At 72.0% G+C, this 14,813-nt stretch carries 11 protein-coding genes; 6 read left to right on the forward strand and 5 right to left on the reverse strand.

What is annotated here, in order from left to right; translation table 11 throughout:
- Both ACFWYS_RS24115 and ACFWYS_RS24120 read left to right on the forward strand, forming a co-directional pair.
- A partial coding sequence (locus ACFWYS_RS24115) for a SpoIIE family protein phosphatase (RefSeq protein WP_384772549.1) occupies positions 1-1,808 on the forward strand: 1,808 nt, incomplete at its 5' end.
- A 58-nt stretch (positions 1,809-1,866) separates the two neighbouring features.
- A complete protein-coding gene (locus ACFWYS_RS24120) occupies positions 1,867-2,571 on the forward strand; it encodes a DUF4232 domain-containing protein (protein ID WP_384772551.1) in 705 nt (234 codons plus the stop codon).
- Between the two features lie 31 nt (positions 2,572-2,602).
- Here ACFWYS_RS24120 and ACFWYS_RS24125 read toward each other — a convergent pair whose 3' ends face one another.
- Positions 2,603-4,924 (reverse strand): ricin-type beta-trefoil lectin domain protein, encoded by a 2,322-nt coding sequence (locus tag ACFWYS_RS24125; protein WP_384772554.1) that lies wholly within the window; start codon positions 4,922-4,924, stop codon positions 2,603-2,605.
- A gap of 315 nt (positions 4,925-5,239) precedes the next feature.
- Positions 5,240-6,160, reverse strand: a complete 921-nt coding sequence (locus ACFWYS_RS24130) for a helix-turn-helix domain-containing protein (protein ID WP_384772557.1) — start codon at positions 6,158-6,160, stop codon at positions 5,240-5,242.
- 63 nt (positions 6,161-6,223) lie between these two features.
- Between ACFWYS_RS24130 and ACFWYS_RS24135 the strand changes: the two genes are divergently transcribed.
- Both ACFWYS_RS24135 and ACFWYS_RS24140 read left to right on the forward strand, forming a co-directional pair.
- The gene (locus ACFWYS_RS24135; protein WP_384772559.1) at positions 6,224-7,045 is read left to right on the forward strand and encodes a phytanoyl-CoA dioxygenase family protein; all 822 of its coding nucleotides are present in this window, start codon (positions 6,224-6,226) and stop codon (positions 7,043-7,045) included.
- Between the two features lie 138 nt (positions 7,046-7,183).
- Complete coding sequence (locus ACFWYS_RS24140; RefSeq protein ID WP_384772562.1) at positions 7,184-7,942, forward strand: GAF and ANTAR domain-containing protein; 759 nt, start codon at positions 7,184-7,186, stop codon at positions 7,940-7,942.
- A 5-nt stretch (positions 7,943-7,947) separates the two neighbouring features.
- On the opposite strand, the gene ACFWYS_RS24145 is transcribed toward ACFWYS_RS24140, so the two are convergent.
- The 3 genes from ACFWYS_RS24145 to ACFWYS_RS24155 form a co-directional block, all read right to left on the reverse strand.
- A complete protein-coding gene (locus ACFWYS_RS24145; protein ID WP_384772565.1) occupies positions 7,948-8,718 on the reverse strand; it encodes an ANTAR domain-containing protein in 771 nt (256 codons plus the stop codon).
- Positions 8,715-9,458 carry an ANTAR domain-containing protein gene (locus ACFWYS_RS24150; protein WP_384772568.1) on the reverse strand — a complete coding sequence of 248 codons (744 nt, stop codon included), beginning with the start codon at positions 9,456-9,458 and terminating at the stop codon, positions 8,715-8,717. The genes ACFWYS_RS24145 and ACFWYS_RS24150 overlap by 4 nt, the downstream gene beginning before the upstream one ends.
- Positions 9,459-10,227: 769 nt before the next feature.
- Positions 10,228-12,345 (reverse strand): alpha-galactosidase, encoded by a 2,118-nt coding sequence (locus ACFWYS_RS24155; protein WP_384772570.1) that lies wholly within the window; start codon positions 12,343-12,345, stop codon positions 10,228-10,230.
- A 50-nt stretch (positions 12,346-12,395) separates the two neighbouring features.
- On the opposite strand from ACFWYS_RS24155, the gene ACFWYS_RS24160 reads away from it, so the two are divergent.
- Together ACFWYS_RS24160 and ACFWYS_RS24165 are read left to right on the forward strand one after the other, a co-directional pair.
- Positions 12,396-13,433: a LacI family DNA-binding transcriptional regulator gene (locus ACFWYS_RS24160; RefSeq protein ID WP_384772572.1), complete on the forward strand. Its 1,038-nt coding sequence runs from the start codon at positions 12,396-12,398 to the stop codon at positions 13,431-13,433.
- Positions 13,434-13,488: 55 nt separating this feature from the next.
- On the forward strand, positions 13,489-14,811 hold the full coding sequence (locus ACFWYS_RS24165) for an ABC transporter substrate-binding protein (RefSeq protein ID WP_384772575.1): 1,323 nt from the start codon (positions 13,489-13,491) through the stop codon (positions 14,809-14,811).
- The last annotated feature ends 2 nt before the right edge of the window (positions 14,812-14,813 follow it).

Here is a 14,813-nt window from a genome sequence, read left to right on the forward strand (position 1 = left end):
CCGCGCTGTGCGCCACTGCTCAGTCCCGTGGGGCGGGGGGGGCGCCCCCCCCCCCCCCCGCGGGGGGGGGGGGGGGCGGGGCCCCCCCCCCCCCCCACGACTTCACCCTGCAGTTCCAGGCCCAGGAGCGGCTGCAGCTGGTGAACGAGGCCAGCGTGCGCATCGGCACCACCCTCGACGTCACCCGCACGGCGCAGGAGCTGGCGGACATCTGTGTCCCCGCCCTGGCCGACTTCGTGAGCGTCGACCTGCTGGACCCGCCGGAGCACGGCGGCGAACTGCCCACCGGCCCGCCGACCGCCCCCGTCGGCCTGCGCCGGGCCGCGCACCGGTCCGTCAACGCGGGCAGCCCCGAAGCCGTGGTCAAGCCGGGACACCTGGACGTGTATCCCGCCCCGTCACCCCAGGCCGACGCGCTGACGGCGGGCCACACCATCGTGGCCTCGATGTCGACCGGCGACCTCGCCCAGTGGCTGTCCTGGGACCCGGTGCGCGCCGAGCGGATCAGGGAGTACGGCATCCACACCACGATGTCGGTGCCGATCCAGGCCCGTGGCACCACCCTCGGGGTCGCCGTGCTCACCCGGTTCCGCAACCCCGAGCCGTTCACGCCCGACGACGCGCTGCTGGCCGAGGAGATCACGGCCCGCGCCGCCGTCTGCATCGACAACGCCCGCCGCTACTCCCGGGAGCGCGAGACCGCACTGGCCCTGCAGCGCAGTCTGCTCCCCCGGTCCCTGCCGCGCACCGCCGCGCTCGAAGCGGCCTCGCGGTATCTGCCGGCGGCGCGGTCGGGGGTGGGCGGCGACTGGTTCGACGTGATCCCGCTGTCCGGGATGCGGGTCGCGATGGTCGTCGGCGACGTGGTCGGCCACGGCATCCAGGCGTCGGCCACCATGGGGCGGCTGCGCACCGCCGTGCGCACCCTGGCCGACATCGACCTCGCCCCCGACGAGCTGCTCACCCACCTCGACGACCTGGTGGTGCGGCTGTCCGAGGAGACGGGCAACGAGGGCAGCCCCGGCGAGGTCGGCGCCACCTGTCTGTACGCGGTGTACGACCCGGTGTCCCGGCGCTGCACACTGGCCCGGGCCGGGCACCCCTCGCCGGTCATGCTCCCGCCGGGCGGAGAGCCGCGGGAGATCGAGCTGCCCGCCGGACCGCCGCTGGGTCTGGGCGGGCTGCCGTTCGAGTCCGCCGAGATCGAGCTGCGCGAGGGCACGGTGCTCTCCTTCTACACCGACGGCCTGATCGAGACCCGGGACCGCGACGTCGACGCCGGCCATGTGCTGCTGTGCGACGCGCTGGCGGCCCCTTCCGACTCGCTGGACGAGACCTGCGACCACATCCTGCACGCCCTGCTCCCGCCGGGCGGCGCCGCCGACGACGTGGCGCTGCTGCTGGCCCGCACTCAGGGGCTGCCCGCCTCCGGGGTCGCGACCTGGGACATCCCGGCCGACCCGGCGCTGGTCGCGCCGATCCGCAAGCAGGCCGTGGAGCAGCTCGGCACCTGGGGTCTGAGCGAAGTGTCGTTCACCGTCGAGCTGGTGGTGAGCGAGCTGGTGACCAACGCCATCCGATACGGCATCCACCCCATCCGGCTCCGGCTCATCCATGACGCGGCCACGCTGATCTGCGAGGTCTCCGACACCAGCCACACGGCACCGCATCTGCGCCGCGCCAAGATCTTCGACGAGGGCGGCCGGGGACTGCTGCTGGTCGCCCAGCTGACCCAGCGCTGGGGCAGCCGGCACACGGCGGACGGCAAGACCATCTGGGCGGAGATCGGGCTCGTCGACCAGGAGTGAGACGGGAGCCCGGGAGACTGGTGAGTACTCGGCCGGAAAACGGGGATTCGTCACAAACATGGGACGCACACGCGCATTCCACCCCTCACCCCGCGCACACCAGGCCCACCGAGCGACTCCTCTGGTGGGCGCCGTCGCGTTGCTGGGCCTGTTGGCCGCCTGCGGCAACGGCGCCGACTCGTCGGGCGCCGTCCAGACACCGGCCGACACGAGCAGCCGTACGACCGGACCGGCCACGACCGGAGGGGCGAGCCCCTCGGCGGAGCCGGGCACGACCGAGCCGGGCGTGACCCCGCCGGGCACCGCCGACACCGGCAGCCCCGTGACCCAGTCGGCGGCCGCCGCCCCGCGCTGCCACACCTCCGAGCTGCGCGCGTCCATCGGCCGCCCCAGTCCCGGAGCCGGACAGCGGAACTTCCCGATCGTGCTGACGAACACGGCCGACCGGACCTGCAGCGTGCGCGGCTACCCCGGTGCCGCGTTCGTGGACGCGTCCGGACGGCAGCTCGGCCCGGACCCCAAGCGCTCCCCCGACACGCCCACGACCGTCTCGCTCGCCCCGGGCCGCAGCGCCTGGGCCGGGCTGACCTTCGCCAGCCCCGAGATCACCGGGGCGAAGACGGCCGTGCCTCAGGCGCTGCTCGTCACACCGCCGGACGAGCGGGACCCGCTCAAGGTGGCGTGGACGGCCGGTGAGGTACCCGTGGCCGGGAAGAACTCCTCCGTGTTCCTGACGGTGGTCCAACCCGGAACCGGCGGCTGATCGCCGGTCAGCGACCGCCGCATCCACCGCCTTACCCGTAGCCACCGCCGTACCCGTAGCCACCGCCATACCCGTATCCGCCGCCGTATCCATAGCCGCCCGGGCCCCCGTAGCCGCCGCCGGACCAGCCGTCCTGACCGCCCTGGCCGTCCCATGAGCAGTAGTACGGGTCGTAGGAGCACGCGTCGGTCGGGGACGGGCTCGTGGACGTCGGCTGTGCGGTCGACGGGGTCGCGGACGGTGTCGGGGTGGCGGTCGGGGTCCTCGACGGCGAGGGCGTCGGTTTCGGGGTCGGCGTGGGGGTGCGCGCCGAGTCGGCCTCGACCTCCGAGCCCCAGTTGACCACCTCCATCCGAAGGTCCGTCCTCGATGTGTCGATCACCCAGTGCTGGGCGTCCCCGTCGTCGTCGCGGGTCTTGAGGACCAGGGCGCCCGAGCCGTCGGTGGCGGCCGGGCTGAGGGCCAGGTCCTGGTTGAAGCGCGGCACCAGCGTGCCCTGGAGGGTGAAGTCGTAGCGGACGTTCTTGGCCTCGGTCTCGGAGAGCCCGGTGCACCGGGCCAGCCGTACCGAGTAGCCGAGATGGGAGTCGAGGCAGAGGCCGGGGTCGGCGGCGCTGCGCATCAGACCGTCGGTCTCGTACGACCACTGCTGGCCGATCGCCGCGGAGCACTTGGTCAGCTCGGTCTCGGCGTTCTCGGCGACCTTCCCGCCGACGATGCCGACGCACAGCCCCGACCCGATGTTGTGCAGCCGGCCCCGCAGATCTCCCTTAGCCGCCTCGGCCGCGCCCGCCCAGGAGGGGTTGCTGGTGGCACGGCCCTCCTCGGAGCCGGGTGTTCCGGAGGGGCGGTCCTCGGCCACCGGGGCGGGATTGTCTCCTGAGCCGAGCGCGGACCAGACGACGAGTGGCAGGACGACGAGGGCGCTGACGGTCGCGACGGCCGCGGTGAGGTTGCGGCGCCGGGCGGCACGGCGGGCGGCCTTGAGGGCCGAGCGGCCGGAGCAACTGCGGGTCTCGCCGGTGGGACCGGCGGGGGCCGTGGTGGCGGGGGCGCCGGAACGCGAGACGGTGGCCGGGCCGGTGCGCGGTGCGGCTCGACGGGCGGCTCGGCGTGCGCTGCGGGGGCCGGGCCGCGGGGGCGCGGAGGCCGGGTCCGGGGTGGTGAAGGGCTCGCCCGCGGGGGCGGGTATCCCGCCGAGCGGAGCGAACGCCTCGGCCCCGGGAGCGAAGGGCTCACCGCCGAAGGACTCCCCCGCGAAGGTGTCCGCGGCGAAGGACTCTGCGGCAAACGACTCCGCGGCAAACGACTGTGCGGCAAGGGGCTTCGGGGCGGGGGCGACGGGACCTTCGCCCCCAGGGCCCTCTCCGGCAGGGGCAGGGCCCTGATCAGGGGTGCCTCGCCCAGGAGCGGAGCCGGCGCCGTCGGCGAAGAAGGACTCGCCGGCGATCGTCGCGGCCGGGGCGGCAACGGCTTCCGCCGGCTCCTCGGCCTGTCTCGCTCTCGCCTCCACATAGGCTCCCGCGCCCCAGCCGAGGACCGCCTCGGCCAGTGCGAGGCCGAGCCCCGCGTTGAAGAAGTTCAACTGCTCGGCGGTGTCGCTGCAGTGGCCGCAGCGGTTCAGGTGCTCGCGCAGGTCGGGGTCGATGTCGACGCCGCCGCGCCGGTAGGTGACGTCCAGCATCCGCAGGTAGCGCCGGCACTCCTGCTCGGGGGCGAGTTCGCGGTGGACCTGGAGGCACTCCTCGCGCAACCGGTCGTGGGCCCGGCCCAGTTCGACGCGGGCGGACTCCTCGTCGAGGCCCAGGAGTCCGGCGGGTACGGCCGTCGGCTCCGCCTCGACCTCGGTGTGCCACAGCAGACAGCGGGCCGACTGGGGAACCCGCTGGAAGGCACCGGTCAGCAGCCGGCGGTTCACCGGCGGCAGCAGACGGGCGGCGGCACGCTCCGCGCCGTCCGCCTCGGACCGCAGCTCCGGGTGGAGCAGTTCCCGTCTGCGGTCGGTGTCCCACTCGGCCGCGATCCGCCGTACGGTGACGAGGAGTTGGGGGCGCCACGCGGCCGACGGACCCGTCTGCCGCAGCGTCTCGCCGAAAAGCCGGGTGAATGCCGCAGTGGTGAGCATTCCCGCGGAACGGGCGTCCACCGTGCACAGCCGCGCGTAGGCGAAGCCCGCTTCCCAGTGCCGGTCGAGGAGTTCACCCACGGGATGGAGCGCTGGTGCCGCCCCGGTCCACCTCTTGAGTTCGGCGCTCAGTTGAGCGTCGGTCGTTTCAAAGAGACGGGCGTCGCGAGGGGAATTCGACGGGCCAGCGTCATGCACGGTGGCATTCCTCCGGAGGGCATGCGGCATTAAAGGTCCATACCAATGAGTATGCCCCGGGCGCAACTCTTGTGAAGCGTGAGGCACATGGGAGCGAGGCACACCTTTGCACAGGTCAGCGGCAGGGAACAAGGGATTCCGAGTTTTTGTGCATTGCGTGCGCGACCCTCACTGTTTGACAAACGGTCAATAGTCGGCCGTGGCCATTGCGATGTATCCACGAGACAATTGGAAATGGTATTCACTGGGCGACACCGAGGTTCCCGCGCAAACCATTGACGGGCCACCCTCCCGTCCTTTTGCCTGGTCATACGGGCGCATCCGCCTTCACCGGACCTTCACAGGTCACGTGCCAACCATTGAACCGGTCACCCGGTATGCACCGGGCGGCATCCCGTACCGTTCGCGGAACACCCGGTTGAAGTGGAACGGGCTCGCGAACCCGGAGGCGGCCGCCACGCGTTCCACGGACAGGTCGGTGCTCTCCAGCAGCCGGGCGGCGTGTCCCAGCCGCGCCTCACGCAGCGCGCGCATCGGTGACTGCCCGCTCTGCTGGGCGAACAGGTGCGCGAACCGGGAGGGCGAGAGGGCGACATGCCCGGCGAGCGAGCGGACGGTGTGCGGGGCGGCCGGGTCGGCGGCGATCAGTGCCTGAGCCCGACGGATCCGCGCGTCGACACCCGGGCGGGGCTGGGGCGTCCGCGCGCTGCCGGCGGTGAGCAGCACGACCTCCTCCAGTGAGCACAGGGCGAGTTCGCGGGCCGCGCTGCCGTGTGCCACGGCGACCGACTCGTCGCCCGGCGCCATCTCGGGCGGCGCCTCCGTCCCCGTCCAGCGGGCGTCGGCGAGCATCCGCCGGAACGCCGCCTCGATACGGCCGTGCACCGCGTCCGGCGTCGGTGTGACGACGTACAGGCCGTCGCCGGTGTCGTACGGGCGCAGCCAGGACCGCCAGGAGGGGCGGGCCTGGCAGTGCACCCACCAGAACTCCCAGTGCGGTGCGCCCGGTTCGACGCCGTAGCCGTGCGGCACACCCGGCGCGAGCACCACCAGGTCCCCCGCCCCGGCCCGCGCCTCGGCGCCGCCGTGCCGGAGCCGGCCCTGTCCGCCGGTCGTCCAGGTGAACAGCCAACTGTCCGCGCCGCGCGGCCGGTTGACTCCGTACCCCGGCGGCTGGTCGAACCGGCCGACCACCACCACGCCCGGCGGCGGGGCGGGATCACCGGATGTGGCAGCCACGGGCAATCCGTCAGCGCTCACGGTCATCCTCCTGTGATGTACACCGGCCTAGCGTGCTGGGGCGAGGACATCTGACCGAGGAGTGCAGCCATGACAGCCACGGATATCGACGCCGCCGACGCCCCCATCCTGCCCGAGGCCGGGCTCCGCCAGTTCCGCGAGGACGGCTTCACCGTCGTACGCGGGCTGTTCGGGTACGACGAGATCGACCGCCTCCGCGCCCGGTTCACGGCGCTGCACGCGGCCGGGCCGGTGCCCGGGCACTTCGAGCCACGGCCGTCGGACGGTGACCCGCTGCGGGCGTACCCGAGGGTGATGCAGCCGCACGAGATCGACGCGCTCTCCTTGCGGATGCTGCTCGATCCCCGGCTGCGTGGCGTGCTGGAGGTGCTGCTCGGGGAGGAGGTACTGGCCGCGCAGAGCATGTTCTACTTCAAGCCGCCAGGGGCCCGGGGGCAGGCGTTGCACCAGGACAACTTCTATCTGCGGGTCGAGCCGGGCACCTGTGTGGCGGCGTGGATCGCCTGCGATGTGATCGACCGGGACAACGGAGGGCTCGAAGTCGTCCCCGGCACACATGCGATGGACCTCTTCTGCCCGGAGTCGGCGGACGCCGAGGTGTCCTTCGCCCGGGAGTACGTCCCGCCACCGGCCGGGCTGGCGGCCGTGCCGGTCGACATGGAGCCGGGGGATGTCCTGTTCTTCAACGGCAGCGTGGTGCACGGCTCGCAGCCCAACCGGACGACGGACCGGTTCCGGCGGTCGTTCATCGGTCACTACGTGGGGCGTTCGGCCGAGCGGATCGGGGCCTACTACCGGACGATGTCGATGAGCGGTGAGCGTGTGCCGTTGGCCGGGAGCGAGGGGGCGGGGCCATGCGGCAGCGAGTTCCCGGCGGACGGGCCCCACTAGCCGGACAGGCCCCACCGGGCGGCCTTTTGGCGGTCACCGGTGTGAATCCGGTCGCTCGGGCCAGGGGCCGTTGGTCCCCTGGCACGGGGTGCGGGAATCTGCGAGCGTGGTCGGCATGTAGCGAGACGAGGTGCACTCATGCCCTACGAGTCCCGTGAGACGGATCTCGCCGCCTCCTTCGTCGAACTGGCCGACAGCCTGGGCGGCGACGACTTCGACGTGTCCGCCTTCCTCCACACGCTCACCGAACACTGCGTCCGGTTGCTCGACGTGGCGGCGACAGGTGTCCTGCTGGCCTCTTCCCAGGGCCGCGTCCTCGACATGGCGGCCTCCGACGAGCGCACGCACACGCTGCAGACCCCATGCGTCGAACATCGAGGAGACCCCGGTCAGGACTGCCTCCGCGCCGGTCGCCCGATCCCCGACATCCCCCTGGACCACCCCCACGCACAGGCGGCCTGGCCCCGGTACAGCCGTGCCGCCCACGACCTCGGCTTCACCTCCGTGGCCGCGGTGCCCCTGCGGCTTCGCGACCAGGTGATCGGCGCACTGGTCCTGCTGAACACACGCCCGGCCCCCCTGGACGCCGATCGGCTGCGGCTCGCCCGGGCCCTCGCGAACATGGCCACCATCAGCATCATCCAGCAACGCGCCCTGCGGGACAGCGCGGTGCTGACCGCCCAGCTGCGGCACGGGCTGTCGTCCCGGGTGATCATCGAGCAGGCCAAGGGAGTGCTGGCGCAGCGGCGCGGGCTGAGCCTCCAGGAGGCCTTCGAGCAGATACGCCGCTACGCCCGTCACCACCGGCGCCGGCTGGCCGAGGTGGCGCAGGAAGTGGTCGACAGCGTGCCCGGCGGGTCACACCCTCCACACGATCGGCCGTCCGACCGGCCCTGACCGCGTCACCGGCTCGGGCCCATGTCCTGGATCGATGTCTCGGGCGGCGGAATGGCGGCAGAGTGCCTCCTGCCGTCGACGATCTCCTGGGCCAGCTCGGCCAGACCCAGCCGGTGCTCGCGCGCGTAGGCGCGGAACGCGGTGAACGCCTGGTCGACCGTGGTGCCCCAGCGCTCGGCGAGCACGCCCTTGACCTGTTCGATCAGTATGCGGCTGGTGAGCACGCTCTGCAGCTGGCTGTTCTCGACGTGCGCCTGTTCCAGCGTCCGCTGCTGGAACATGGCGACGGTGGCCACATCGGCCAGCGCCTGCCCGAGGGTGATGTCTGCCACCGCGAGCGTCCCCGGACGGGACTGGAAGAGATTGAGCGCTCCGACGATCCGCTGCCGCAGCCTCAACGGCAGCGCGTGGGTGACCACGTAGCCGGTCTCCTGCGCCCGCGCGGCGAAGCCCGGCCAGCCGGCCGTCGCCGCCGCGTCGGTCAGATCGATGTTCGTCTTCGGCTCCCGGGTGCGGAAACACTCCACACAAGGGCCCTGACGGTGCTGCAGGGCGAACAGCTCCAGCAGATGGGTCCGCTCGTCGGAGGCGGCGACGACCTGGAGTTCACCTCGTCCGTCGGACAGCATGATGCCGGCGGCCTGGACGTCCAGGAGTTCCACGCAGCGGGCGGACAGACGCTGCAGAAGGTCGATGACGTCGAAATCGTCGATCAGGGAGTCCGCCAGCTCGACGAAGATCTCGGCGAGACGCTGTTCGCGAGCCATGCCGATCATCCCTTTCCGCCGTCGGCCGGGTAAGGCCCATTCACATCGTTGCTGAATCGGATTTTCCTGGCCACCACATCCTGGGCCACCTCGCCCAACGGCCGTCCGCTGACATAGGCATGGGCACGCAGTCGCACCAGGGCCTCCCCGAGTGACACATCGAGCTGCACACTGATCATCCCGGTGGCCTGGTGCACGACGGGCCGGTGCAGACCGCCGGACGCCCACATCGTCCGCTCCTGGGTCACCTCGCCCTCGCCGGGCCAGGCACCTGGCTGGTTCTCGTACAGCAGGGCGGTGGTCAGTCCGGCGGCCAGCGCGAGGGCGTCGTCATGCTGCTGTTCGGTCAGCTTGCGATCCGGTGAGCTCAGCACGGTCAACACCCCCAGACGGATGCCGCCCACTCCGAGGAAGTAGCAGCACACGCCGTGCACGCCGACCCTGCGGGCCGCCGGAACGAGGGCGGGCCAGCGTCCCGGCCGCACTGCCTCAAGGTCCGGCTCCAGCACATGCGTTCTCGTACGGATCGCCTCGGGGCCCGGCCCCTCACCGAGGGTGTACTGCAACTCCTCGAATCGCGCGCTCGCGCCCGGTGTCCACCACAGCGGCTCCGCCAGGTGGCCGTTGCCGACCATCAGCGCCACCGCGACACCGTCGGCGGCCAGTACCTCGGCGCTGGCACGCATCACCTCGTCGCCCGGGCCGCGGCCCAGCGACCGCAGCACCTCGGCCATGCCGTCGCTGATCACCGGACCCCACTTTGTCACCGACGGAAGCGGGTACGACACCCGCGGACTCACTGGCAGACTACTTCGCACAGCGAGCGCCGACCGCGCAGCGGCGACGGATGCGCAACGGATGGGCCACTCGATCTTCGCCGTCCGGAAAACCGGTCAATCGGTCAACCTACGGTCCACTTGAAGTCCCCGGGCGGGTGTTCGCCCGCAACGGCTCATTCCCGTACTGCCAGGAACGGGACAGAGCCGCTCTTCCGTCTTCCCGGCGGCCCGAGCCTGTGCAACTCTCCATCGGAAAGGGCCCTCTGCGGGGCCTGTGTGCGGCGGCCGCCGCCGTGAGTCGGCGTCAGCGGCGGCCGCCGGCGCGAGGACCCATGTGGCTCCCCAAACCACGGGGCGCCTCGCGCAGGATCGTCCTCACGGAACCTGAGGCGTGCGGGAGTGCGCCCCAGCTCGAACGTCCGGAGGACGAGGGACCGGGGTCCGCTGGACCGTTCGCTGCGGAATGCGGGCTCCGGTTCCCTGGAGGTCTTTCCTGTCGCTCCGAGCCCGGGGTCTGGGGGCAGTCGCCTTGATTCCCTCACAAGGGGAACGAGGCTCTTCGGTTGGTGATAGTAGAACGCGTCAGGAGCAGCGCAATAGCCCGCGTTTCGGCCTGTTCGACCTGGTGAACGCGTGCCCGTCAGCCGTGTGACTCATGTGTCGGTGCCGCTCGGCTGTGACCCGCGCGTGCGGCCCGCGGGGAACGTTGCGGGCGCAGCCGCGGCACCGGCGGGTTCTCTCACCCGGTCAGCCGGATCAGTAGCACGCCCGGCGTCCGCGGCAGGGTCACTCGCAGTCCGTCCCCGTCCCAGCTCGCCGTGGAGGCGGTCGGCGCGGACGGATGCAGGATCTCGGCACGCACCTCGCGGCCCGCCAAGGGCCGTACGGAGAACCGCAGTTCGGACTCTGCGCCGCGGCACCACACCGAGACGTACGAGGGGCCGTCCGGCACCCGCATCCCGAGGGCCAGCCACTCGTCGGTCCACCCGGGCAGACCGAGCGGCCAGAAGGGTACGGCCGTCGCGAGGTCGCCGCGGATCGACTTGTACGTGCTCACCGCGTCCCGGACGAGCCCGAGCTGGTGCTCCGACATCCGGTTCAGGTGGCCGGACAGATGGATGCGGCCGAGCAGGGCCCCGCCCAGCGTGAAGGTGATCAGGTCGTCGTCGAACTCCGGCTGCGGGTAGGCCCAGACGGCACCCTGTTCCGGCGGCGCGGCGGTGGGTGCGGACGCGGCGATGGGCGGGTAGCTCAGCGGGTCCTGCTGGTCGCTGGTGGACTGGAGCTGGGTGACGGCGAGGGTGGCGCCGTCCATGCGCATCCCGCCCGAGGCGCAGTTCTCGACGACCAGCCCGGGGTGGCGGTCCAGGACGGCGGACAGCCAGTCGAGATGGGCCCGGGTGTGGCCGAGCAGCCCGGCTCCCGGGGAGATGTCGCCGGGGGCGCAGGTGCCCGGGTCGACCACGATGTTGTAGTCCAGCTTGAGATAGCCCACGCCCCAGTCGCCGACGATCCGGTCCACCGCTCTGTCGAGGTGGGCGCGGGCAGCCGGATGACGCAGATCGAGCTGGTGGCGGCCCTGTTCGGCGAGGCGCACGCCGTCGCGTTGGAAGAAGGCCTCAGGGGGGAGTTCGGACGCGATCGGGCTGCGTACGCCCACGACCTCCGGCTCCAGCCACAGCCCCGGGACCATGCCGCGCTCCCGGATCCGGTCCAGGACCGTGCGGATCCCGCCGTCGGGGAAGCGCCGCGACGAGGGCTGCCAGGCACCGACGGTGTCCCACCAGCCGCCGTCCGCGGAGTCGTCGTACCAGCCGGCATCCACACAGAAGTACTCGGCGCCCGCCTGCGCCGCCGCGTCGATCAGCGGCAGCAGTTTCCTCGTCGTCGGGTCGCCCATCAGCGTGTTCATGTAGTCGTTGAAGACGACGGGGAGCGTGCTGTGGTCCGGGTGCGGGCGGCGTACGGCACGGCGGTACGTGGTCAGGGCGCCCAGCGCTTCGTCGAAGCCGGTGCCGAGGGCGAGGGCGCCCGGGACGGTGGTGAACTCCTCGCCCGGCGCCAGCCGGACCCGCCACTGGTGCTCCGCGTCCGTGGGGCCGTTCAGGGCCAGGTAGCTGCCGCGCTCGTGTTCGCCCAGGTCCCAGCGCCAGCCGGCCGGGGACTCGATCTGCCACAGCCAGGTCCGGCCGGAGTCCCGGTCCGTCAGCGCGCCCATCGCCAGGTGGCCGTCGGTGGGCCAGCTGCCGCGCCCGGTGAGGGCGAGGGCGGCGCGGCTGTCGTGCTGGTGGGCGTCGCGGTTGATGTCGGCGACGGCGGCGCGCAGCGGCTCGGCGTACCAACGGCACTCCGCGAGCCAGTCGTTGCGGGCCCGGTGCACGTCAAGGGCGTCCGGGGAGGGCAGGCCGCCGAGCAGCAGGCTGCTCACGGACTGGACGACGAGGGGCTGTGTGCCCTCGTTGCGCAGCCGGACCCTGGAGCGGAGCACCGGCACTCCGGTGGGCGACGTCAGCTCGACCAACGCCGTCAACCCGGTGTCCTGGTCGTGGAGTTCGACGGTCAGCCAGTCCCACTCGCCGCGACGACCGCTGTGGTGCGCCCGGTACCGGAGCCGTGAACCGAGGGCCGTTCCGGTGAAGCGCGAGCCGGACCAGCCGCTGCCGTGGCCGAGCGCGGTGAGCTCCACGAGCGGGAGGGCGGACTCCGGGTCGGCGCCGGTGCCGGTACCTGTGCCGCCGAGCCGGGTCAGTCGCAGCGTCCCGTCGGAGGCGGTGGCGAACTCGGCCGTCAGCTTCGAGTGGCCCCAGTCGAACGCCCCTTGAGCGGCCGTCCGCTCCGCATCCACCGCACCGGTCAAGTTGTTCTCCCTCTCTTGACGCCCTCTGTGTGACCGGTCACAATCCTCGCATGAATGTGACCGGTCACACAAGGCGCCCGGCGAGCATCAGGGATGTCGCCACCGCCGCCGGGGTCTCGTACCAGACCGTCTCGCGGGTGATCAACGGGCATCCGAGCGTCAAGCCGTCCACCCGGGAGCGGGTGCTCGCCGCCATCGACGAGCTGGGCTTCCGCCGCAACGCCACCGCGCTCGCGCTGGCCAGCGGACGCAGTCGGGGCGTGACCGTGCTCACCGCCAACACCACCCACTACGGCTACGCGTCGATCCTCCAGGGAGTGGAGGAGGCGGCCCGTGCCGCGTCCTACGCGGTCGGGATCGGCGTCCTGGAATCGGCGGACGATGCCGCGGTCGCCGCCGAGGTGCAGCGCGCGGCGGACGCGGGCGGCGGGCTGATCGTGATCGCCTACGACCCGGCCGGCGTCCGGGCCCTCGGCGCCGTCCCCGCCGAGTTGCCCGTCGTCGGCGTGGTCGAGACCCCGGCGAGCCCGCCCGACCCGGGCCGCCCCTGGGTGTGGACCGACGACCGCGAGGCCGCCCGTGCGGCGACCCGGCATCTGCTCTCCCTCGGCCACGAGACCGTGCACTACGTCGCCATCCCGTCCAGCACCCGCCGCACCGGCGCCCGTACGACCGGCTGGCGGCAGGCGCTGCGGGAGGCCGGGGCACCGGAACCCCGTCCCGTGCAGGGAAGTTGGGGCCCGGCGGGCGGCCATGCTGCGGGCCGGAGGCTGGCCGCGGACCCGGCCGTCACGGCGATCCTGTGCGGCAACGACGACCTCGCGCTCGGGGTGCTGCGCGCCGTGCACGAGGCCGGCCGGTCCGTGCCCGGCGAGGTGAGCGTGGCCGGGTTCGACGACGCCCCGCACTCGGCCTATCTGACGCCGTCGCTGACGACCGTACGCCTGGACTTCACCGGCCTCGGGCGCGCCGCGTTCGCCCTGCTGCACGGGGTGCTGGAGGAGTCCGCGCCCATCGACCCGCACCCCGTCTCCGTGCCGGAACTGGTGGTGCGGGAGAGCTCTGGGCCGCCGCCCGCCCACCTCTAGATCTCGGTACCGCCGCCCTGAACAACCGTTCACGAGAGGCAACTTGAGGTACGCAATGAAGACAAGAGCCCTCCCCGCGCTGGCCCTGATATGCGCCGGTGCCCTGGCCGCCACCGCGTGCAGCGACCCCACCGCGGGCGACGCCGGCTCCGACGCCGGGAAGCCGGCCGTGAACCCGACCGCCCGCCTGGACGGTGTGCGGCTGACCATGTGGACGGCGCAGAACACGGTCAACGCGCCCAAGCAGGTCGTCGAGGCCTTCGAGAAGGCCACCGGCGCCCAGGTGGAGACCGAGGCGATCCCGGATCTGTACGAGCAGAACGTGCCGACGAAGCTGGCCTCGGGCGACCGTCCCGACCTGATGTTCTGGCAACCGTCCATCTCCACGCTGCCGTTCATCCAGCCGAAGCAGAACCTGCTCACCCTCGACGGGGAGCCGTGGGAGTCACGGCTGGGCGAGACCGAGAAGTCGCTCGGCATGATCGACGGCAAGCGGTACGCGGCGATCGTCACCAGCCCCGCCATGCTGGGCGTCTACTACAACAAGGACGTCTTCCGGCAGGCCGGGCTCGGCGAGAAGGACTTCCCGAAGTCCTACGACGAGCTCCTGGCCCTCGGCCACAAGGTCGTCGACAGGACCGACGCGGCCGGCTTCTACGAGGCCGGCGGTGACAAGTGGCCCCTGCAGTGGCAGATGCAGGTCCAGCTCACCGACCTCGACCGGCAGTGGTGGGACGGGCTCAACCGGAACAAGGAGAAGTGGACCGACCCGGTCGTCGTCGGCGCCATCAAGAAGTACAAGGAGAAGCTGCTCGACGCCGGGCTCGCCCAGAAGAACCACCGCACCGGCACCTTCACCGGTCAGGCCGAGGCGCTGTGGAAGGGCGAGGCCGGGATGGTCCTCAACGTCACCTCCTTCCAGAGCCAGTTGCAGGCCAAGTACTCCACCGCCGAGATCGACAAGAAGATCGGCTGGTTCCCGATCGCCAACTCCTCGGCCACCGGCCTGTACTCCCCCGACCAGACCAACGGCGTGGTCGCGTTCCGCACCGGCGACGAGAAGCGGCAGAACGCCGCCCGGCAGTTCCTGGCCTTCTGGCTCGGCCCGGACTACGCCGACTACATCAAGGCGATGAAGATCCCGTCCGTGCAGCCGTCCGTGCCCACCCCGGACGGGCTGCCGCGGACGGCCGAGGACCAGGTCGCGGCCCTGCCCAAGGCCATCGGCGTCTTCCAGGCCAAGGCGATCGTGGCCCCGGACACCCACCTCTACCTCGCCGACATGATCTTCGACAAGAAGAGCCCGCGGCAGGTCGCCCAGGCCATCCAGGACCAGTTCACGCAGGTGGCCAAGGCCCAGGGCGCGCCAGGGTTCTGACG

The organism is Streptomyces sp. NPDC059010 (assembly GCF_042740355.1).
Lineage (GTDB): Bacteria > Actinomycetota > Actinomycetes > Streptomycetales > Streptomycetaceae > Streptomyces.

What these genes read in the sequence shown, in the direction of transcription:
- ACFWYS_RS24120 (WP_384772551.1), top strand. Translation starts at nt 1,867, where the DNA reads ATGGGACGCACACGCGCATTCCACCCCTCACCCCGCGCACACCAGGCC.
- ACFWYS_RS24125 (WP_384772554.1), bottom strand. Translation starts at nt 4,924, where the DNA reads ATGCCGCATGCCCTCCGGAGGAATGCCACCGTGCATGACGCTGGCCCG.
- ACFWYS_RS24130 (WP_384772557.1), bottom strand. Translation starts at nt 6,160, where the DNA reads ATGACCGTGAGCGCTGACGGATTGCCCGTGGCTGCCACATCCGGTGAT.
- ACFWYS_RS24135 (WP_384772559.1), top strand. Translation starts at nt 6,224, where the DNA reads ATGACAGCCACGGATATCGACGCCGCCGACGCCCCCATCCTGCCCGAG.
- ACFWYS_RS24140 (WP_384772562.1), top strand. Translation starts at nt 7,184, where the DNA reads ATGCCCTACGAGTCCCGTGAGACGGATCTCGCCGCCTCCTTCGTCGAA.
- ACFWYS_RS24145 (WP_384772565.1), bottom strand. Translation starts at nt 8,718, where the DNA reads ATGATCGGCATGGCTCGCGAACAGCGTCTCGCCGAGATCTTCGTCGAG.
- ACFWYS_RS24160 (WP_384772572.1), top strand. Translation starts at nt 12,396, where the DNA reads ATGAATGTGACCGGTCACACAAGGCGCCCGGCGAGCATCAGGGATGTC.
- ACFWYS_RS24165 (WP_384772575.1), top strand. Translation starts at nt 13,489, where the DNA reads ATGAAGACAAGAGCCCTCCCCGCGCTGGCCCTGATATGCGCCGGTGCC.